The organism is Enterococcus sp. AZ067, from assembly GCF_051715005.1.
GTDB classification, from domain to species: domain Bacteria; phylum Bacillota; class Bacilli; order Lactobacillales; family Enterococcaceae; genus Enterococcus_D; species Enterococcus_D casseliflavus.
The window spans coordinates 58599-78337 of record NZ_JBIOSY010000001.1; the positions used below are offsets into that span (position 1 = coordinate 58599).

Sequence of the window (19739 nt, forward strand, 5' to 3'; positions counted from 1 at the left end):
CAGGTGCCTTTTCTTTGTTCGAATTTTTTCATCAAGCGGCTGGTGAGGCAAAAAATTTATGGAGGAGTAACTAAATGGAACTTTCTGTTGAAAAAGAAAGCAAAAAAGAAAAGAAAAAGTGGTTTTCTCGAGATCAGCTTTTCTTTCTAGGGATGATTTTACCAGGCATAATTTTTATTTTGATTTTTTCTTATGGTCCTATGTTTGGGTTGTTGATGGCATTTCAAGATTATGTGCCAGCGAAAGGTGTATTTGGTTCTGAATTTGTGGGATTCGAGCACTTTCGCTATTTGTTCAGTTTACCGGATATTTTCTTAGTAACTAAAAACACGATTTTCATCGCTTTCTGGAAAATTGTCTTTAATACGATCGTACCGATTCTTTTTGCGATTCTATTAAATGAAGTACGTGTAAAGTGGATGAAACGCTCCATTCAGACCATCGTATATTTGCCCCATTTTCTTTCATGGGTCATATTGGCTTCAGTAGTGGTCAATTTATTCAGTCTTGATGGAACGGTGAATCAGATTTTACAAAACTTTGGTGTAGAACCATTAAACTTTTTGGGTAGTAATCAGCTGTTTCCTCGTTTGCTGATCGGGACCGATGTTTGGAAAAGTTTTGGTTACAGTTCAATCGTGTACCTTGCTGCCATTACCTCGATTGATCCGGGATTATATGAAGCAGCAACGATGGATGGTGCTTCTTGGTCAAAAAAAGTCTGGCACGTAACCCTGCCGGGGATGATGCCTTTTATTTTGCTGATGACGATTTTGTCGCTGCCTAATATCTTGAATGCCGGCTTCGACCAAATTTATAACCTGTATTCTCCGGTTGTGTATCAAAGCGGCGATATTATCGATACCTATGTCTACCGAATCGGTCTGATCGGTAGAGACTATAGCTTAGGAACCGCCGTTGGTCTGGTCAAATCGGTGATCGGTCTATTCTTGATTTGGTCTTCCAACAAAATTGCGGAGAAGAAGACTGACAGAGTGATGTTTTAAGGAAAGGAAAAAAGAGATGAAAGAAAAATTTAGTATACGGCATGCAGTAATTTATTTGATCGTCATTGTTTTGGCTCTTTCTTGTTTAGTACCGATGTTGAATGTCGTGGCACTTTCTTTAAGCAGCAGCAGTGCCGTCGCGGCAAATGCTGTGGGGCTATGGCCAGTAGATCTGACCTTAGCGGCTTATGAGCGCATCATGAGCGATCAGCAATTTTGGCGTTCTTTTGGTATTTCAGTCATTCGTGTGGTGATCTCTTTATTGCTGAATTTGGTGATGATCGTAACGATGGCTTACCCGCTATCTAAATCAAAAAAAGTATTTCGAACGAGAAAATTATTCATGAGTGTGATGGTTTTCGCTATGCTCTTCAGTGGCGGCATGATCCCAACGTATTTGGTCGTTCGCAATCTAGGATTATTGAATACGATTTGGTCCCTGATTTTACCTAGTGCAGTCCCTATCGGCAGTGTGATCTTGGTGATGAATTTCTTTCGGGGAATTCCCAAATCATTGGAAGAATCTGCTCGGATCGATGGGGCCAACCCACTGCAGATTTTGGGACGAATCTATATTCCAATGTCTTTGCCGTGTTTGGCAACCGTTTCTCTATTCAGTATTGTCGGTAGTTGGAATGATTTTTTCAGTGGACTGATCTATATGACCAAGACTGAAAACTATCCTTTAATGACCTATATCCAAACACTATCAGTCAACATTGCTGAAACAATGCAACAAGCTGGGAATTTGACTTCCGAGCAGCTACAAAGTCTACTAGCGGTCTCTGATCGAAACTTGAATGCAGCGAAGATCGTGGTGGCGGTGGTGCCGTTATTGATTATTTATCCGCTTCTACAAAAATATTTCGTTCAAGGAATCGTTGTCGGATCAGTAAAGGAGTAAACCCACATGATACACTTTTTTCATTCAGAAAACTTCTTCGCACGAATCGCTTGGAAATTCAGCCAGTTGCTCTTATTGAATGTACTACTCTTGTTTTTTAGTTTGCCGCTCTTCACGATCGGCGCAGCCATCACTGCGGGCTCAAAAGTGGCGACTGACCTGATAGAAGGAAAAGCACCGGCTGTTGTTCAGCAGTTTTGGTCGACCTTTTGTCAAAGCTTTCGAAAAAGCACTCTTATCTGGCTCGGTCTGCTTATTTCTTTGTGGCTTTTGACTGCTGATTGGTTGTATTATTTCCAACTAAAAGGGACTCCTGATCTTTTTACCGTAGGCTTAGTAATTTGTACGTTCATGTGGCTTCAGTTTTTCCAAGTTTCGTTTTTCTTACTCGCACGTTACGATAGCGAAATCAAAACGATCCTTTTGAACAGCATCAAAGTCGCCGCAAAGCACCCTTTTAAAATACTTAGTCTTCATCTTCTGACTGCAGCCCCTATTGTCATCATGCTTCTTTCACCCTATGCGCTGGTTTTCAGCATGTATATTGCCTGCTTTTTTGGTCTTAGCTGTTTTTTGTATGTACGCTGTCAGTTATTGTTGGCAATTTTCAAGAAATATGAGAAGGTAGAAATAGCAGAAAAGTAACTGGGTTTTATAGTTAGCAACGTTGAATGGAGGAATTTTGATGGGACAAAACACGCAGTATGGAGAAAAAAAGATTGCGATCGATCGCAGGATCGGTTTTTTAGAAGAACATACGTATCACGGGAATGATCTTGGTGTGACTTTTCAAGGACAGCAAACCACGTTCAAATGCTGGTCACCAGAGGCAGAGGCTGTTTCAGTATTGATTTATCAAAGCGGTGTCGCTGGGACTGACGATCGCCTGCTGACACTGCCAATGGTCCAAGAAGACAACTGTTGGCAAGTCACGACGGAAGAAACCGTCAAAGAGCTGTTTTATACGTTTGAATTTCAACGAGACGGTCAAAAAGTCGAAGCGGTGGATCTTTATGCCAAGGCAGTAGGGATCAACGGGAACCGTGGGGCCATCATTGATTTAAAGGAAACAGATCCTGAAGGCTGGCAGGAGACTCACGGCGTCGGTCAGCAATCGATCACCGATGCCTATATTTGGGAATTACATGTCGAAGATTTCAGCGGCGCCGAAAACAGCGGGATTTCACCAGAAAATCGCGGAAAATATTTAGCCTTCACTGAAAAAAAGACCCATCTGTTGGGGGATGAAAGTCAACCAACTGGCATGGCTTATTTAAAAGAGCTGGGGATCAATTATGTTCATCTGCTGCCGATCTTCGATTTTGACAATGATGAAACTTCTTCTGCCTATAACTGGGGCTATGATCCGAAGAATTACAATGTACCTGAAGGACGATACGCTTCTGATCCTAGTGATCCCAAGGCGCGGATTCGTGAATGCAAGCAAATGATCCAATCGCTGCATGAAGAAGCCATCGGCGTTGTAATGGATGTGGTCTTCAATCACACTGCGATCACAGAAGAATCATGGTTTAATTTGACGGTGCCTGATTATTACTACCGCCAAGATGATGCGGGGAATTTTGCGGACGGTTCTGCTTGCGGCAATGAAGTGGCTTCTGAACGGAAAATGATGCGCAAATTTATCATTGATTCAGTTTTATATTGGGCGCAAGAATACAAAATCGACGGCTTTCGTTTTGATTTGATGGGCTTGATCGATGTGGAAACCATGAACCAATTGCGGCAACGCCTAGATGATGCCGGCTTCAGCCATGTGATTTTATACGGCGAGCCATGGGATGCCGGCAGCAATCAAATTATTCAACCGAATATCCCAGCGAACAAAAGCAATGTTTGGGTACTGTCAGAAGGCGTTGCGGTTTTTAGCAATGATTTAAGAGACAGTATCAAGGGCGATGTCTTTGAAGAAACAGACGGCGCGTTTATTCAAGGAATGAATGGTCAACCGCAAGTCAAGCAAACCTTTTATGCAGCAAATTTGGCAACGGCGATTCAAGGAAATACGAAAGTTGCTGGGCAAGAAGGCGCCGAGCGCTGGGCAAAATCGCCCCGTCAAGTGATTGCCTATGCGTCAGTCCATGATAATTTGACCTTATGGGACAAACTGGTGGCAACCATGCAGGCTTCAGTGAAGGAAAGAAATTATGAGTTTGATCCTGAGCTTTTAGCCCGTAACAAACTAGCAGCAGCCATTTTGTTTACTAGCCAAGGAGCCGTGCTGACCCAAGCTGGGGAAGAATTTGGCCGTACCAAAGAAGGCGATGAAAATTCCTTCCGTTCGCCACTGACAGTCAATCAGCTGGATTGGGCACGTGCCAAAACCTTCAAAGAATTGCGCGAGCTGTATCGGGGCTTGTGGGCATTGCGGCAGTCCTATGCACCATTGAGAGATACCACGACCCAAACGGCTGAAAGCATGGTCTTTTATGAGACAAAGGATGAAAATCGCTTGGCGTATCAAGTACCCAATCGTGACGAACAGCATCCATGGCGTTCCTTGTTCGTTTTACTCAACAGCACGGAAGAAAGCTGGTCCTTTGACTTACCGACGGCAACAGAAAATACTTCTTGGCACCTCGTTGCTGACCCCAAAGGAGCTGGGATCGCTTCTCGCGGCGTAGCAGCGCCAAGGATAACCATCGACCCATTGTCCTTCTGCATTTTGGCGGAACAAAGTAACTAATCAAAGTAGAAGCTAAAACAAACTAAAAATTTTAGTTTGTTTTAGCTTTTTTGGTAGTAAAAAAACAATTCTTTTGCTATACTTTTAACAGAATGAGAAGCAGAAAGCGGTGAGCAAATGAAAGTTGTGATCTCTGATATTGCCCGAAAAGCTGGCGTTTCCAGCGGAACAGTCTCTAATGCGATCAACAATCGTAAGGGGATCAGTGAACAAAAACGGCAAGCGATCTTGAAGATCGCTCGTGATATGGGGTATTTTGATCAGCGAGAAATTAAAAAAACGGAAAGCCAAAAAATCAAATTTGTCGTAATGAACAAACAAGGAAATGTCGTAGGGGATACGCCTTTCTTTTCTGAATTGATCCGAGGAATCGAAATGGAGTGCAGTGCGTTAGGCTATGAACTGGTCATTTCCCATATCACACTGGCACCAGAAGAAGACCCGATTGAAAAGATCCGTCCAGAATTAGCAGATGGTTTGCTATTGTTAGGAACGGAATTGGAAAAACAAGATTTAGCAGTCTTTCGCCATTTGGAAGTACCGTTAGTGATTTTAGATACGGTGTTTAATTCGCAGGACTTTGATTTTGTCGCCATCAATAATCGTGACAGTGCCTATGAGATCGTTGAAAAGATGATCGAAAAAGGCCACCGTGACATCGGCATCATCAATTCAACCTTTCAAATCAACAACTTTCGGGAACGCAAGCAAGGGTTCATCCAAGCGATCCAAGAGCATGATCTGATCCATTATGAAGAGACGGAAGCCTTAGTAGAACCCACCTTGGAAGGCTCCTATCAAGACATGAAGGTCTATTTGGAATCCTTGCGTGCCGATCAGCGACCGTTGCCAAGCGCTTTTTTTGCGGTCAATGACAATATCGCCATCGGTGCCATGAAAGCCATTCGCGAAGTGTTTCCCGATCATCCGTTGACCATTGTTGGGTTCGATGATATTCCTTTGGCGGAATTTTGCAACCCACCACTGACCACCGTCAAAGTAGATAAAGTGTACCTTGGTCGCCAAGCCGTGCGACGCTTGATCGAGAAAATCACGAGTGAAGATGAAAACCATCTGAAAATGCTGGTCGCCACGACGATCGTCGAACGCGAAAGCATCAATTAAGAATAAAAATAATATGAAAAATAAGAAGAAGGACAAAACGTTTAGCAAGCGTTTTGCCCTTTTTTAGTTATTTAACAAAAATATTTATCTAAAACTATTGCAAAATATTTAGCTTGTGCTATATTTAAGGTGTAAAAAGTAAGGGATTACATTTTGAGGAAGTGAATAGATGACACAGATCGGTCTTTTTTGTGCCACTGGGCTCTCCAGTGCACTGCTCGTCAAAGCGCTCAAAGAACAACTAGCGGATGATCAGCATTACCAAGTCAATTCCGCGCCTTTTTCAGAAATATTTATGGTGGGGAATGACTATGATTTTTTGATTTTAGCTCCTCAAACCCGCTTCAATCAAGCGAAAGTCGCAGCAGCCTTTCCTGATAAAAAAATCGTTTTACTGACGGATGAGGAATTTCTGAGCAAAAATGTAGCACGAATCGTCGAAGAAATAAAAATTTAGCTAAATATACTAAAACGCAAAGGGTGGTTTTATGGATAAAGTAACCATCGGGTTCGCCCCGACTAGAAGAAATTTGTTTAGTGCAGAAGCAGCCATTGAGTACGCCAATCTGACACGACAAAAAATGGACGAACTTGCCATTGATTATGTAGATATTTTAGATATCAACGAAGACGGCTTACTATACGATGATGAAGGGGTTGAAAAAATCGCCGAAAAATTCAAAGCAGCAAAAATCGACGGTCTTTTTCTAGCCAATGAAAACTTTGGTACGGAATATGCCTGTGCTCGTTTAGCCAAAAAACTAGATGTCCCCGTCTTACTGTGGGGACCTAAAGATGAGACGCCAGCCGCCGACGGTTCACGTTTGCGGGATACGCAATGCGGTCTTTTCGCTATTGGGAAAGTCTTGCGCCGTTTCAAGGTACCTTTCACCTATGTCAAAAATTCTGATATTGATTCACCAGAATTTGCCCGCGGCTTGCAAGACTTTATCAAAGTCTGCAATGTCGTCAAGACCTTCAAACAAACACGAATCTTGCAAGTTGGCCCACGCCCCTTTGATTTTTGGACTGTGATCTGCAACGAAGGCGAACTATTGGAGCGTTTCAATATTTCGCTATCACCAGTACCGATCCAAGAAGTGGTGCAAGAAATCAAGAAAGTCAAAGAACAGCAGCCAGATAAATTGCAAGCAGTCATTGATTATTTCGAAACCAATACGGAAGTCCAAATTTCGGCGAGAGATTTGGAGATGGTGGCAGCCCTTAAAGTGGCTTTGCAAAACTTATGTGAAAGCTACGGCTGCAATGCAGGAGTCATCCAGTGTTGGACGGCCTTACAAGACGAAATCGGTATTTTACCGTATGCCTCCCTGTCGCTGTTACAAGAAGAAGGCTTGCCTTTTGTCTGTGAGACGGATGTCCATGGGGCGATCTCGGAACTGTTGGTCGAAGCCGCTTCGTTGGGGGAACATCGAGCGATCTTTGCGGATGTCAACTGCCGCCATCCAGAGAACGAGAATGGCGAATTGCTGCAACACTTAGGAGTTTTTGCTTATTCCACTGCAGAGACCAAACCGATCTTGCCGCAACGACATTTTGTTTTTGACTATCCAGGATCAGTCGCTTTTCGGGCAATCAAAGACGAGTATACGCTGTGTCGCTTTGATGGGGACAACGGCGAATACTCCCTACTGATGGGTACTGGTAAAGGGATCGATGGACCATACAATCAAGGAACCTATCTCTATCTGGAATTTGCGAATTTGAATCGCTTGGAATTCAAACTCGTTGAGGGCCCTTATATTCATCACGTTGCGGCGGTCAGAAAAAATGTGGTGCCGATCTTGTACGAAGCGTGCAAATACATCGGTGTGCAGCCAGATTTTTATGATCCAATCGAAGAAGACGTCAAAGCATACTTGAGAGGGGATCAATCATGGAAATAAACGAGCTGGAGATGAAGGCTTTAACGATTCGAAAATCCGTGTTAGAGCTGATCTATCAAGCAAAAACGGGTCATACTGGTTCGGATCTTTCTTGTACCGATATTTTAGTGGCCTTGTATTATCGGATAATGAATGTCGATGCGAAAGATCCTCAAAAGCAAGATCGTGACCAGTATATCCAAAGTAAAGGACATGCGGCAGAAGTATTATGGGCCGTTTTAGCGGACAAAGGTTTTTTGCCGAAAGAAGAATTAGCCACCTTTTCGCAATTTGGTTCAAGACTGATCGGTCATCCAAACAATAAAGTAGCTGGTGTTGAGATGAATACTGGTTCGCTAGGTCACGGCTTACCCGTCGCAGTAGGGATCGCTTTGGCAGGCAAACTGGATCACCGCACGTATCAAACCTATACGTTGTTGGGAGATGGCGAATTAGCAGAAGGCTCGGTATGGGAAGGAGCCATGGCGGCTGCCAACTACCAGCTGGACAATTTGACCGCCATCATTGATCGCAACGGCTTGCAGATCACTGGAGCCTCGGAAGATGTGATGGCAGTGGAGCCGCTAGATGAAAAATGGCGTGCCTTTGGTTGGGATGTGCATATCGTTGATGGCAATGATATGGCTGCCTTGGTGGCTGCATTAGAAAAACCGCATCAGTCCAATCAACCGAAGCTGATCATTGCTAAAACCATCAAAGGCAAAGGCTATTCTGCAGCCGAAAATCAAGCGCAATGGCATCATAAAGTGCCAACGGCAGAAGAGCTTGCACAAGCCATTGCCGAACTTGATCAGCAAATGGAGGTTTTGACTCATGGGAAAAAATAATATTGCCAATCGCCAAGCGATGTGCGACGTATTGATTGAAGAAGGAAAAAAGAATCCTGCGATCACGGTGTTGACCAGTGATTCTCGTGGTTCCGCTTCGTTAGCACCTTTTGCCAAGGAATTACCGACACAATTGGTGGAAGTAGGGATCGCAGAGCAAAACATCGTCAGTATTGCGGCTGGCTTAGCCCATATGGGCAAACGCCCTTTCGTTGCATCTCCAGCTTGTTTTCTCAGCATGCGCAGTATCGAGCAGATCAAAGTCGATGTCGCGTATTCGAATAAGAATGTCAAACTCGTAGGCATCAGCGGCGGTGTCAGCTATGGGGCATTAGGCATGAGTCATCATTCCTTGCAAGACATCGCAGTGGCACGAGCGATCCCTAATTTGCAAGTGCTGTTGCCAGCAGATCGCTTTGAAACGATCCAAATGTTTAAAGCCTTAGCGGCATCAAATGAACCAGCCTATATCCGTCTCGGTCGCAATCCTGTTGAAGATTGTTATGATTCTGCAGATTATCCTTTTGAGATCGGCAAAGCCATTGAGCTGAGAAGCGGTCAAGATGTCGCATTGCTCGCCACTGGCGAAACCGTGCGCCAAGCGTTGGATGCTGCTGAGCTATTGGAAAAACAAGGCATCACTGCTACCGTTTTAAATGTTCATTCCTTGAAGCCCTTTGATTCAGAAACGGTCAAACGAGTGGCGAAAGAAACAGGCACCGTGATCACTGTGGAAGAACACAGCCGATACAACGGCTTAGGAGCTGCCGTGGCGGAAACGCTGGCAGAAGAAACGGACATTCGACAAAAAATCATTGCTTTTCCGGATGAAGCCTTGATTACTGGTTCTTCGTCAGAACTGTTTGCCCATTATGGCTTAGACGGTGCCTCCATAGCGAAAACAGCGGTTGCGTTTCTAGGAGCTTAAGATGGACAAGACCTATCAGCTGGTTTTAGATCAGAGTACATCCGGTACCAAGCTCTTACTGTTTCAAGAAGGGAAAATCCTGCAACGTTACGATAAAAAACACCGCCAAATTTATCCAAAAGTCGGGTGGGTCGAACATGATCCCCTCGAGATTTGGCAAAATGTCCAAGAATTGCTGGCACAAGTGTTTCAAGAACAAGCGATCACTGCAGATCAAATCGTTTCCTTGTCATTGACCAATCAGCGAGAAACGATCGTTGCATGGGACCGATTGACTGGTAATCCCCTGTACAATGCGATCGTGTGGCAATGCAACCGCAGCGCCGCGATTTGTGAAGAATTGACGGCACAAGGCTGGGAAAGGACGATCAATCAAAAGACCGGTTTACGCTTAGACCCGTATTTTTCTGGCACCAAAGTGAAATGGCTGGCACAAGAATTATCGGCCATCAAGGAAAAGTCGGGAACTGGCGAGTTGGCGATCGGTACGATGGACAGCTGGCTGTTGTGGAATTTAACGCAAGGGAAGGTATTTGCGACAGAAGCCAGCAACGCGTGCCGGACATTGTTTTACAATATTGAAGAGGGCTGTTGGGATGCAGAGCTCGTCAAACTTTTTGGCATCCATTTAGCAGACTTGCCAGCGATCAAACCTGCTGATACGGTTTTCGGTAACTATCACGGAATCCCTATCAAAGGAATCTTAGCCGATTCACAAGCGGCATTATTCGGGGAAGGTTGTCAAAGCCTTGGGGATGTAAAAATCACGATGGGTACCGGTTGTTCGATCATGATGCAAGTGCAGCAGGAGCAGACGTTGCGGGATCGCCGCATTTTGACGACGGTAGGCTGGCAAACTAGCCAGGAAACAGCGGTTGCGCTAGAAGGCATCATCCGTTCCTGTGGTGACGCCATCAACTGGTTCAGTGAGCAAGTGGCTCCGCTGCCAGATGTAGCTGAAATCTGTCAAGAAGTGCTGACCAATGACAGTCAAGAAGACATCTATTTTATCCCAGCATTGCAAGGAATGGGTGCCCCTTTTTGGGATAATACGATGACTGCCAGCTTTGTCGGCATGAAACGCACAACGACGACTCATGAGCTGTTGAAAGCCGTTTTAGAAAGCATCATTTTTCAAATCAAAGCAGTGATCGATGTGATGGAAGAAGTCGCTGAACGACTGATCAATCAGGTAATGATCGATGGTGGTGTTTCGAAAAACCGCGCCTTGATGAGCTTATTGGCAACTTTGATCAATAAACCCGTCATCGTCAGCGAAGTCGAAGAATTTTCAGCCATCGGCACGATGCTTGTTGCCAATCCAACCATGAATGAACCAGCTATTCATCAAACCACGATCGTTCCGCAAGCCGAACAGGCCGTGATCCGTTTGAAATATGAAAAATGGAAACGGTTCATTGAGAAATCAGCTGCTTTTAGTGAAGGATAAAGGAAAATTATAGGAACAGGATGCCTCGTTTTGCTTTTTCGAAATGAACAGGATGGCTGAATTTTTAATAAAGCAAGGCACTATTTTTGTAAGAAAAGGAGATGATAACAATGAATAACAAAGCCAGAACAATTATAACAACCGACGGTGAAGTCGATGATATGAATTCATTTTTGCGCTATTTACTTTATAGCGACTGTTTTGATACCGAGGGGATTGTCCTGACAAGTTCAGTTTATCATTATGCGGGCGATCCAGCTAAAGACATTGAACCGTATCGGTGGACAGGAACTGAGTGGATCAATGAATTTATTGATCTTTATGCTAAGGTATATCCGAACTTGAAAATACACGCTGAGGATTATCCTTCTCCCGAATACTTGAAAAGTATTTACTATATCGGGAACATTGATTCACCGGGAGAAATGACCAAAGAAACCGAGGGCTCCAAATTCATTGAGGATTATTTGATGAATGATGAGGATCCACGGAAACTATACATTCAAACGTGGGGAGGAACGAATACAACGGCTAGGGCATTGAAGTCAATTGAGGAAAAATATGCCCATCAGCCAGATTGGCAGGCAATCAAAGAGCGAATTGAAAAAAAGGTGATTATTTATATCATTTTAGACCAGGATGTCACCTATAGCGAATACATTGAGAAAAATTGGTCGATTGAAGTCATTAATGATCGTTTCAATTTCTGGTATTTTGCCTATGCTTGGAAAATGGTTGAGTCTCAGTTAGCTACACGGTTACAGCCTAAATGGCAATTGAATCTAAGAGACAATCACGGTCCGCTATTAAAAAAATATGCATTGATCGGAGATGGCAATGTTTTAGAAGGCGAGCTTGAAGAAGAACAGCGTGGGATCGATCGCTATTTAGAAAAAAATCCAGACTATGCGCGCTTTGATTTTATCTCAGAAGGAGATTCCCCTTCTTACTTCTATTTCTTAAACAATGGGCTGCGAAATAGTGATGATCCCAGCTATGGCGGTTGGGGCGGCCGCTTTGAAAAAGTGGCTGGTGCCCGCAAGTACATCAATAGTGCAATGGACTATAATCCTTATAACCAAAGATATGAAGCACAATATACCTTAACGAGATGGTTCGATGACATTCAAGATGATTTTAAAGGTCGGGCAGCCTGGTGTGTTGCCGAAACGTATGATGAAGCGGCCCACTATCCGATTGTATCTATTAAAAAGGGGAACGATCAACAAGTTACTCCCGGAGAAACCGTCCAGATTCAAGCAAAAGCATTTGATCCAAATCAGCGAGATTTAGCGTTTAAATGGTGGCATTACTTTGAGGCATCAACCTATCAAACGGCACCTGTTCCCACAGGCGCTGAATTTGAATCAATGGGCTTATTGTTTGGCAAAGTATCTGAAAAGCTTGCTAAACCACCCGTTGATCCAATTAAGCTTGTTCGAGAAAACACAGAAACCGTCGAAGTGAAAATTCCAGAAAATATCCAATCTGGTCAAACAATTCATTTGATTTTAGAGGTAACGAATGGCACTTTGACAACGTATCAGCGAGTTATTTTAATCGCAAAATAAAATGATGGAGTGATAATTATGCAAACAAATAGAAAATCTGAACACTTCATGTTCAAAGTAGCCCTTCTTTCCTTATCATTGATGTTGACAACGAGTGGCGCAATTGCAGCAACTGTTAGCTTGATGCAAGAATCGTTTGTCGATCAAAGTGCAACGGCGGTAGAAGCATTAGTAACTGCCTCCAACTTCACAGTAATGATTTTCGTGTTGCTTAGTTCCTTTTTTGTTCGAATGATTGGGACACGAAAAACAGTGTTATTGGGATTGATTTTATCTTTTCTTGCAGGAATATTTCCTGTCTTTTCCAGCAGCTATTCATTGATCTATATCTCCCGTTTGGTCCTAGGTGCGGGCTTTGGTTTGTTCAATTCCCTAGCCGTTAGCTTGATTGGTGAATATTATGAAGGTGAAGAAAAAGCGCGCCTGATCGGCTTACAAAGTGCCGTTCAGAGTGCTGGACAAACAGCAGTTACCTTTTTGATCGGTATCCTGATGTTTAGCGGTTGGCAAATTGCTTTTGCTGCCAACTTTGTCGGAATCATTCCTTTAGTGCTTTATTTTATCTGGGGACCTCGAGATGATGAACCAAAACTTACTGATATCGTCGCGTCAGAGGAAGAAATTGGGAACAAAACAAAGCAATCCGTCAATTTACCAGTTATTTTACAAGCAATCGCATTACTGATCAGTTTTGCATTTTTGATGGTCTTTTTCCTAAAATCAAGTATCTTCGTCGCAGAAGAAAACTTTGCCAATCCCTCGTTCATTGGTATCGTCATGTCGATCTACACGTTTGTTTCGATCATTGCCAATCTGTTTTACAGTAAACTCGTCAAACATACAAAACATTTTTCTTTACCAATTAGCTATCTATTTCTGGGACTTGGGTTTATCTTTCTGAGTCAGACTACGAATTTTGTTACATTTACTCTGATCGTTGTTTTCTTAGGCTTTGGCGGATCCTTGCTACTGCCTTATTCATGGGGATTGATCATGAGTAAAGCACCAAAAGGATCGATCAATTTGGCGATTTCAATAGCAATGGTCGGCACAAATCTGGGTTCTTTTCTAGCCCCATATTTCGGTTCGTTACCGACGATCATGTTTGGCAATGAGCGTGCTGCTTTTGCTTTTATCTTTGCTGGAACTGTCATGCTGGTTTTTGCGGTGATTTATTTGCTGATTGGCAAACGGTTGACATTAGATTAATGAGTCGCAAATAAAAATAGAAATTAGAGGAACGTAATGAAATATTTAAGTATAGATGTTGGGGGCACGTTTATTAAATATGGTGTTGTAGATGATTCTGGACGCTTGTCTGCCTGTGACAAACAAAAAACGCCTCAAAGCTTGCAGGATTTTCTTGAAGTAGTCCGAACGATTGTTCAGCGATTCAAAACCGAAATTGCAGGTGTAGGTCTTAGTCTACCAGGAAAAGTAGATACAGAAGGAGGAATCGTCTATTTTGGGGGTTCCTTGGGTTATCTCCATGAGGTCCCGATAAAAGTATTGATCGAAAAAGCTTGTGGCATACAGTGTGAGCTGACAAATGATGGGAAAGCAGCTGCGCTTGCTGAGCAGTGGCTGGGAAATTTGCAAGGTGTAAAAAACGGTGCAGCGATCATTTTAGGGACTGGTGTTGGTGGTGGTTTGATTTTAAATCATACATTATTCGAAGGCAGTCATTTTCAAGCCGGTGAATTAAGCTTCATGATTCAGGCTCCTTCATTGATGAATGTCTCAGATGTGACTGGTTTTACGCATTCGGCGGTTGAATTTGTGAAGCAAGGTACCGCATTGTTAGGGCTTGAAGATGAAAATGACGGACCAGCTGTTTTTGAAGCAATCCAACAAGAAACTAATCGCGAATTAACACTGCTTTTTGAAAACTATTGTGAACGTATTGCAACGCTGATCATCAATCTGCAAGCGGTCATCGATATAGAAACCGTCGTGATTGGGGGAGGGATCAGTCGACAATGTATTTTGATCGATCAAGTTCAATCGAAGTATCAGGAGTTGCGTGACCGAGTGGATTTGATCGATTTGATGTTAGCCCCACTGAAGATCAAAGGTTGTAAGTTTCAAAGTGAAGCGAATCTTCTAGGTGCAATCACGCCATTTCTCAGGAGGGGGAAGGAGGCTCTTTAAAAAAAAGAGCAGACAAAGCAATTGTATTTGCCATACCAGAAGGACAACCGACTTATGTCCTTACATCTAGATAGAAGAGCCTTACAAAATATAGAAACAACAATTGAGAAGAGTATGAATTCGATTAGGGTGATTATGTTTATTTTTACACCGTTGGTTCAAGTGTTAAATGAATACAAGGACCTTCAACGGGGGAAACGGTTTAAAAGAAACCGATTTTATGGTGACAAGCCAATGAGTTAGTGCTATAGTTAAAGAAAGAAAACCCACGTGGATTGTTACTGACTCGATCAGGCAAGACCTAAATAAGAAAGCGCTCTTCTCGTTTTAGCAGCGGCTCTTATTTAGGTTTTTTGTTTTTTATCGGAGATTTTTCAGTAACCAGCTAGGTAGGTTTATCAAAAGAAAACAAAAGGAGAACGAGCAAATGGCAAAATTTCCAGAAAATTTCTTATGGGGCGGCGCGACCGCAGCGAATCAATTAGAAGGGGCGTTCGATCGCGATGGCAAAGGCTTGTCAGTGGCGGATGCAATGCCTGGCGGCAAACAGCGTTTAGCGATTTTAGGCAGTGATACGTTTGATTGGACGATCGATGAGGACAAATACACCTACCCAAATCATCGCGGGATCGACCATTATGACCGTTTCAAAGAAGACATTGCGTTGTTTGCAGAAATGGGCTTCAAGAGCTATCGTTTTTCTATCGCATGGACACGTATTTTTCCAAAAGGCGATGAAACGACACCAAACGAAGCTGGACTGGCATTTTACGATGCGCTGATCGATGAATGTTTGAAATACGGGATCGAGCCAGTGGTTACGATCTCCCACTATGAAATGCCTTTGCATTTAGCCAAAGAATACGGTGGCTGGAAAAATCGAGCATTGATCGATTTCTATGAACGTTTTGCAAAAGTCGTCTTGGAACGTTTCCACAGCAAAGTCAAATACTGGATGACCTTCAATGAGATCAACTCTGCTTTCCATTTCTCCGCATTGAGTCAAGGAATGGTCAACAGCACGGGTGCCAGCGACTTTACAAACGTGATCCAAGCGTGGCACAATCAATTTGTTGCCAGCAGTAAGGCAGTCAAAATCGGCCATGAATTAAACCCAGAGTTACAGATCGGTTGTATGATCATTTATGCAACGACTTACAGCATTGATGCGAACCCAGTCAACCAAGTGGCGACGATGATCCATAATCAAGCCTTCAACTACTACTGTGCCGACGTGCAAGTACGTGGAAAATACCCATCCTTTACGGATCGTTTGTACAAAGAACACGGCGTCAATAAAGAGGATCTTGAGATTACCGAAGAAGACTTAGCCTTGATCGCTGAACATACTGTTGACTATGTTGGCTTCAGCTATTACATGTCTTCTGCCGTGGATATCACCACAGAAGAAGCCGATGAAGTGCAAGGAAACTTGTTGGGCGGCGTCCGCAATCCATTCTTAGAAGCAAGTGAATGGGGCTGGCAAATCGACCCAGAAGGGCTGCGCATCGCGTTGAATGAACTGTATGATCGTTACCAAAAACCGTTGTTTATCGTGGAAAACGGCTTAGGAGCCATTGATACCTTTAACGAAGAAGGAAAGATCGAAGATGATTATCGTATCGATTACTTGCGCCGCCACATTGAAGCAATGGGCGAAGCGATCGCTGATGGCGTAGACTTGATCGGTTACACCCCATGGGGCTGTATCGACCTTGTCAGTGCTTCAACAGGCGAAATGAGCAAACGCTATGGCTTTATCTATGTTGACTTTGATGACGAAGGCAACGGCACGATGGATCGTTCTAAGAAAAAATCCTTTGATTGGTACAAACAAGTCATTGCAACAAACGGAGAAGAGTTGGCCTAAGTGTTTCGTTAGACTCACGGATGACACAGGATCCGTTATAAAAGAAAACCGATCAACGGTGCTCCTATATAGGCGCATCGTTGATCGGTTTTTTGGTGATATTTGGGTTTAACGGGTACGTTCATAGCTGTCTCGTAACAAAGATTGGAGTTGTTTTTCTGATACAGAGCCATCTAGTAATGCGGTGAGCCAATGGTTTTTATTCATGTGATAAGCGGGTAAATAGCCGCGGCTTTGATTGATGATCGAAACCATTTCGGGCGCTGCTTTGACATCTAAAATTCCGATCATTTCCGTTCCTTCCAAGCCTAATTTTTGCTTTTCTACAGTCATCAGCAAGCCAAACCATTTGCCGCTTTTACGGTGCCGCAAGACTTGGTACTCGGGAAACTTTGCAAATGGATGGTCGACCTGAACATCATTGAAGGTCTGAGCGAAGGCGATCAGACGGTTTTTAAGATCCATGGGTATCCCTGCCTTTTTATAATAGAAAACTACTTATATTATACCACTGATTCCTTTTACCTAGCGTAACCGTTTCTGATAAAGCATCCGTGCCAAGAACCAGCTCACCACTACGATACCGCCGCACCAGCTAAAGGCACTGATCAAGGTGGTATCTTTCAAGTTTAACAAAAGCCCGCGCAAAGAATGGATGATCGGCGACATTGGTTGGTATTCAGCAAAAATGGCTAATGGGCGCGGCATGGTTTCCGTAGGGACGAAACCAGAGCTTAAGTAGGGCAAAAGGGTGATCAAGACAGTAAACAAGGTAGCTGTCTCGGGGCTTTTGGCGATGAGACCAACCAGAACGGAGACCCAAGTAAAGGCGAAGGTGAAGCAAAAGATCAATAGGAAAGCGAGTCCCCAGCCAGCAACTGCGGCTTGAGGGCGAAAACCGATGACCATGGCAACGATCAACACGACCAAGGTGCTGATCAAGCTCCGAAGGGTCGCGGCGAAGACATGCCCGTTTAAAAAGGCTGAGTTAGAGATGTTCAAGGTCATCAGCCGTTCCACCATGCCGGATTTCAAATCTTCCGTCACCGTTACCCCAACGGAGGAGGCGCTTTGGGCGATACATTGGACGAGAACACCAGGAACGACAAAATCGACATAAGAGGTATCGCCGACGTTCATGGCTCCCCCGAATACATAGACGAAGAGGATCATTAAAATCGCTGGGGTCAAAATCCCACTTAGCAAAGTCTCCATACTGCGAATCGATAGCAAGAGGTTGCGTTTGAATAAGGTGTTGGTTTCTATAATTGCTTTCATTGGTTTCCTCCTTGGACAAGTGTTAGAAAAATATCTTCTAACGAAGCATTCTTTTGATTAAAACTGGTGATGGTGATCGGTAGTTGATTGAGTTCCTGCAACAGCGTGAAGGAATGCTGGAAGTCTTGACTGACGGGAAATGCCAGAGAGAGACTGGACTCATTGACTTGCAGCGGAAAATCAGACAGATGCTGTCGCACGGTCTGCAAGTGTTCTTTCGTCAATACGCTGATTTCCATTGTTTGCGAAGGGTGCAGTGCTTTGACTTCCGTTGGTGTTCCTTGCAAGATGATTTTCCCTTCATGCAAGATGGCGACTTGGTCTGCTAAAAATTCAGCTTCTTCGAGGTATTGGGTCGTCAGGAAAATCGTTCGTCCTTGAGCGGCGATCTCTTTGATCATGTGCCATGTGGCTAAGCGGTTTTGCGGGTCTAACCCGGTCGTCGGTTCATCCAAAAAGAGCAGGTCAGGTTCGCCGATAAAACTCATGGCGATGTCTAAGCGTCGTCGCATGCCACCAGAATAATTTTTGACTAGTCGGTTGCTAGCATCCACCAAATCAAAACGCTCTAACAAATGTTGGACGATAAACTGTTTGTTTTTGACATGGCGCAAGGCAGCAATCATCAGCAAGTTTTCTCGACCGGTCAGTTCTTGATCGACGGCGGAAAATTGCCCCGTCAGACTGATTTTCTCGCGAATCGCTGCTGGATCTTTGGTCAAGTCGATCCCGTCGATCAGCGCGGTTCCTTGGTCAAAAGGTAGGATAGTGGACAAAATTTTGACTAAAGTGGTTTTTCCAGCGCCGTTTGATCCTAGTAAGACAAATACTTCGCCAGGAGTGACGTCAAAAGTGACCTCTTTCAAAACAGTTTTGTCTTTGAAGCTTTTTTGTAAATGTTTCACGTGAAGCATTTTCTTTTTTATATGGGTATCCATAGCTTTTCCCTCGTTTCTATAAGATAATTCAACTATAATGGCTCTTCGGGAAAAGCAACTGCTTATTTCAATATATTGAAAAAGAAGGTGAAAAAATGAACAATTATGGTGCGACAGTGAAAGAGCTTCGAAAAAGCAAAGGCTTACTATTGAAGGAATTAGTGGATGAACAATTGTCGATGTCTTTGTTATCGCAATTTGAAAATGGCAAAACGACGATTTCCTGCGAACGATTTCATCGTTTGCTAGATAAACTAGAAGTGAGTTTTGCCGAATTTCAACTGCTGCATACTGGGGAGCATCATTCGGAGGCTCAAAAGCTAATGGTCGACTATGTCCGTTCGATGGGGATCGAATCCATTGATGAAGTACCTAAACTAAAAAAGAAATATCAAAAGCTGACCGCCTACTTTCAACGACATTACTCCTTGGAGCTGGACCACTTCTTACAACTGATCCGTTTTGACTACTTGATGAAAGAGGAGCTTTTTAAAGGGGTGCCCATCCAGGAGGCGTACCCGAAACACAATTATTGTTTGGACTCTGCGAAACATTACTTGCTGAATACCGATACATGGGGTGTTTATGAGCTGCGGCTGTTTGCCCGCGTAGCAATTTCGATGGAGCCAGCTTTGCTTTGGCGCTGCTTGACGATCGCCATCAAAAAGAGTCAGCGCTTTGCAAAAATTCCTGGCAATGAAGATATTTTGTACAACACGTTTGAGACGGTATTTTCTGTCTTTGCTGTTTTCGACGAGGCGAATTATGCGGAAAAGACCTTTCATTTATGGCGAGATCATGTTTATGAAAAAGAGCACATTGAACAAGCGGTCTTTATGCCGTTTTTTGAAGGCTGGACGCATCTATTAAAACAAAATAAGGCACAAGCGGCGGACTTGATGCAGCAAACGTTAAATCAGCTGGAAAGATTAGGGATGAAGAACACGTTTGCTATGTATCAATTATTAAGCACATCTGTATTGAAAGAAGAGTTTCCAGGGATTTTATTGAGTGATCCATTGCTTTCTGAAGGAACCCGTTTTGGCTGGGAGTAGCTAGAATAAGCTGTATTCCGC

General features: G+C 43.6%; 18 protein-coding genes. 15 read left to right on the forward strand and 3 right to left on the reverse strand.

The window, feature by feature from the left end; genetic code table 11:
• The first annotated feature begins 74 nt into the window (after positions 1–74).
• The 14 genes from IGI82_RS00270 to IGI82_RS00335 all read left to right on the forward strand — a co-directional run bounded on the left by IGI82_RS00270 (position 75) and on the right by IGI82_RS00335 (position 16447).
• A complete protein-coding gene (locus IGI82_RS00270; protein ID WP_008376715.1) occupies positions 75–1007 on the forward strand; it encodes an ABC transporter permease in 933 nt (310 codons plus the stop codon).
• A 16-nt stretch (positions 1008–1023) separates the two neighbouring features.
• A complete protein-coding gene (locus IGI82_RS00275; RefSeq protein ID WP_005232877.1) occupies positions 1024–1911 on the forward strand; it encodes a carbohydrate ABC transporter permease in 888 nt (295 codons plus the stop codon).
• Between the two features lie 6 nt (positions 1912–1917).
• Positions 1918–2556, forward strand: coding sequence for a DUF624 domain-containing protein (locus IGI82_RS00280; protein WP_271771640.1), 639 nt, complete (start codon positions 1918–1920; stop codon positions 2554–2556).
• 40 nt (positions 2557–2596) lie between these two features.
• Positions 2597–4618: a type I pullulanase gene (gene pulA / locus IGI82_RS00285; protein WP_438841674.1), complete on the forward strand. Its 2022-nt coding sequence runs from the start codon at positions 2597–2599 to the stop codon at positions 4616–4618.
• A gap of 117 nt (positions 4619–4735) precedes the next feature.
• Positions 4736–5743: a LacI family DNA-binding transcriptional regulator gene (locus IGI82_RS00290; protein WP_010748501.1), complete on the forward strand. Its 1008-nt coding sequence runs from the start codon at positions 4736–4738 to the stop codon at positions 5741–5743.
• A 169-nt stretch (positions 5744–5912) separates the two neighbouring features.
• Positions 5913–6200: a PTS Lactose/Cellobiose specific IIB subunit gene (locus IGI82_RS00295; protein WP_016608966.1), complete on the forward strand. Its 288-nt coding sequence runs from the start codon at positions 5913–5915 to the stop codon at positions 6198–6200.
• Between the two features lie 31 nt (positions 6201–6231).
• Complete coding sequence (locus tag IGI82_RS00300; RefSeq protein WP_060791682.1) at positions 6232–7650, forward strand: L-fucose/L-arabinose isomerase family protein; 1419 nt, start codon at positions 6232–6234, stop codon at positions 7648–7650.
• Positions 7641–8477: a transketolase gene (locus IGI82_RS00305; protein WP_159161171.1), complete on the forward strand. Its 837-nt coding sequence runs from the start codon at positions 7641–7643 to the stop codon at positions 8475–8477. Before IGI82_RS00300 ends, IGI82_RS00305 begins: the two co-directional genes overlap by 10 nt.
• Positions 8464–9405: a transketolase family protein gene (locus tag IGI82_RS00310; protein WP_061053530.1), complete on the forward strand. Its 942-nt coding sequence runs from the start codon at positions 8464–8466 to the stop codon at positions 9403–9405. The genes IGI82_RS00305 and IGI82_RS00310 overlap by 14 nt, the downstream gene beginning before the upstream one ends.
• Before the next feature lies 1 nt (position 9406).
• Entirely contained in the window at positions 9407–10855 is a 1449-nt protein-coding gene (locus IGI82_RS00315) for an FGGY-family carbohydrate kinase (protein ID WP_375819284.1), read from the forward strand.
• Positions 10856–10965: 110 nt separating this feature from the next.
• Positions 10966–12426: a DUF1593 domain-containing protein gene (locus IGI82_RS00320; protein ID WP_325844859.1), complete on the forward strand. Its 1461-nt coding sequence runs from the start codon at positions 10966–10968 to the stop codon at positions 12424–12426.
• 18 nt (positions 12427–12444) lie between these two features.
• Positions 12445–13635 carry an MFS transporter gene (locus IGI82_RS00325; RefSeq protein WP_081116689.1) on the forward strand — a complete coding sequence of 397 codons (1191 nt, stop codon included), beginning with the start codon at positions 12445–12447 and terminating at the stop codon, positions 13633–13635.
• Between the two features lie 36 nt (positions 13636–13671).
• The gene (locus IGI82_RS00330) at positions 13672–14577 is read left to right on the forward strand and encodes an ROK family protein (RefSeq protein WP_438841675.1); all 906 of its coding nucleotides are present in this window, start codon (positions 13672–13674) and stop codon (positions 14575–14577) included.
• A gap of 427 nt (positions 14578–15004) precedes the next feature.
• Positions 15005–16447 (forward strand): glycoside hydrolase family 1 protein, encoded by a 1443-nt coding sequence (locus IGI82_RS00335; protein WP_005226517.1) that lies wholly within the window; start codon positions 15005–15007, stop codon positions 16445–16447.
• Positions 16448–16555: 108 nt separating this feature from the next.
• On the opposite strand, the gene IGI82_RS00340 is transcribed toward IGI82_RS00335, so the two are convergent.
• The 3 genes from IGI82_RS00340 to IGI82_RS00350 are packed head-to-tail and all read right to left on the reverse strand — an operon-like array spanning position 16556 to position 18663.
• Positions 16556–16912 carry an MmcQ/YjbR family DNA-binding protein gene (locus tag IGI82_RS00340; RefSeq protein WP_115231505.1) on the reverse strand — a complete coding sequence of 119 codons (357 nt, stop codon included), beginning with the start codon at positions 16910–16912 and terminating at the stop codon, positions 16556–16558.
• A 60-nt stretch (positions 16913–16972) separates the two neighbouring features.
• A complete protein-coding gene (locus tag IGI82_RS00345; RefSeq protein ID WP_115231506.1) occupies positions 16973–17725 on the reverse strand; it encodes an ABC transporter permease in 753 nt (250 codons plus the stop codon).
• Positions 17722–18663, reverse strand: coding sequence for an ABC transporter ATP-binding protein (locus tag IGI82_RS00350; protein WP_015508713.1), 942 nt, complete (start codon positions 18661–18663; stop codon positions 17722–17724). The genes IGI82_RS00345 and IGI82_RS00350 overlap by 4 nt, the downstream gene beginning before the upstream one ends.
• 95 nt (positions 18664–18758) lie before the next feature.
• Between IGI82_RS00350 and IGI82_RS00355 the strand changes: the two genes are divergently transcribed.
• Complete coding sequence (locus IGI82_RS00355) at positions 18759–19718, forward strand: helix-turn-helix domain-containing protein (RefSeq protein WP_438841676.1); 960 nt, start codon at positions 18759–18761, stop codon at positions 19716–19718.
• Positions 19719–19739: the final 21 nt, after the last annotated feature.

What these genes read in the sequence shown, in the direction of transcription:
- IGI82_RS00330 (WP_438841675.1), top strand. Translation starts at nt 13,672, where the DNA reads ATGAAATATTTAAGTATAGATGTTGGGGGCACGTTTATTAAATATGGT.
- IGI82_RS00340 (WP_115231505.1), bottom strand. Translation starts at nt 16,912, where the DNA reads ATGGATCTTAAAAACCGTCTGATCGCCTTCGCTCAGACCTTCAATGAT.
- IGI82_RS00320 (WP_325844859.1), top strand. Translation starts at nt 10,966, where the DNA reads ATGAATAACAAAGCCAGAACAATTATAACAACCGACGGTGAAGTCGAT.
- IGI82_RS00345 (WP_115231506.1), bottom strand. Translation starts at nt 17,725, where the DNA reads ATGAAAGCAATTATAGAAACCAACACCTTATTCAAACGCAACCTCTTG.
- IGI82_RS00280 (WP_271771640.1), top strand. Translation starts at nt 1,918, where the DNA reads ATGATACACTTTTTTCATTCAGAAAACTTCTTCGCACGAATCGCTTGG.
- IGI82_RS00315 (WP_375819284.1), top strand. Translation starts at nt 9,407, where the DNA reads ATGGACAAGACCTATCAGCTGGTTTTAGATCAGAGTACATCCGGTACC.
- IGI82_RS00290 (WP_010748501.1), top strand. Translation starts at nt 4,736, where the DNA reads ATGAAAGTTGTGATCTCTGATATTGCCCGAAAAGCTGGCGTTTCCAGC.
- IGI82_RS00270 (WP_008376715.1), top strand. Translation starts at nt 75, where the DNA reads ATGGAACTTTCTGTTGAAAAAGAAAGCAAAAAAGAAAAGAAAAAGTGG.
- IGI82_RS00310 (WP_061053530.1), top strand. Translation starts at nt 8,464, where the DNA reads ATGGGAAAAAATAATATTGCCAATCGCCAAGCGATGTGCGACGTATTG.
- IGI82_RS00275 (WP_005232877.1), top strand. Translation starts at nt 1,024, where the DNA reads ATGAAAGAAAAATTTAGTATACGGCATGCAGTAATTTATTTGATCGTC.
- IGI82_RS00300 (WP_060791682.1), top strand. Translation starts at nt 6,232, where the DNA reads ATGGATAAAGTAACCATCGGGTTCGCCCCGACTAGAAGAAATTTGTTT.
- pulA (WP_438841674.1), top strand. Translation starts at nt 2,597, where the DNA reads ATGGGACAAAACACGCAGTATGGAGAAAAAAAGATTGCGATCGATCGC.
- IGI82_RS00305 (WP_159161171.1), top strand. Translation starts at nt 7,641, where the DNA reads ATGGAAATAAACGAGCTGGAGATGAAGGCTTTAACGATTCGAAAATCC.
- IGI82_RS00335 (WP_005226517.1), top strand. Translation starts at nt 15,005, where the DNA reads ATGGCAAAATTTCCAGAAAATTTCTTATGGGGCGGCGCGACCGCAGCG.
- IGI82_RS00295 (WP_016608966.1), top strand. Translation starts at nt 5,913, where the DNA reads ATGACACAGATCGGTCTTTTTTGTGCCACTGGGCTCTCCAGTGCACTG.
- IGI82_RS00325 (WP_081116689.1), top strand. Translation starts at nt 12,445, where the DNA reads ATGCAAACAAATAGAAAATCTGAACACTTCATGTTCAAAGTAGCCCTT.
- IGI82_RS00355 (WP_438841676.1), top strand. Translation starts at nt 18,759, where the DNA reads ATGAACAATTATGGTGCGACAGTGAAAGAGCTTCGAAAAAGCAAAGGC.
- IGI82_RS00350 (WP_015508713.1), bottom strand. Translation starts at nt 18,663, where the DNA reads ATGGATACCCATATAAAAAAGAAAATGCTTCACGTGAAACATTTACAA.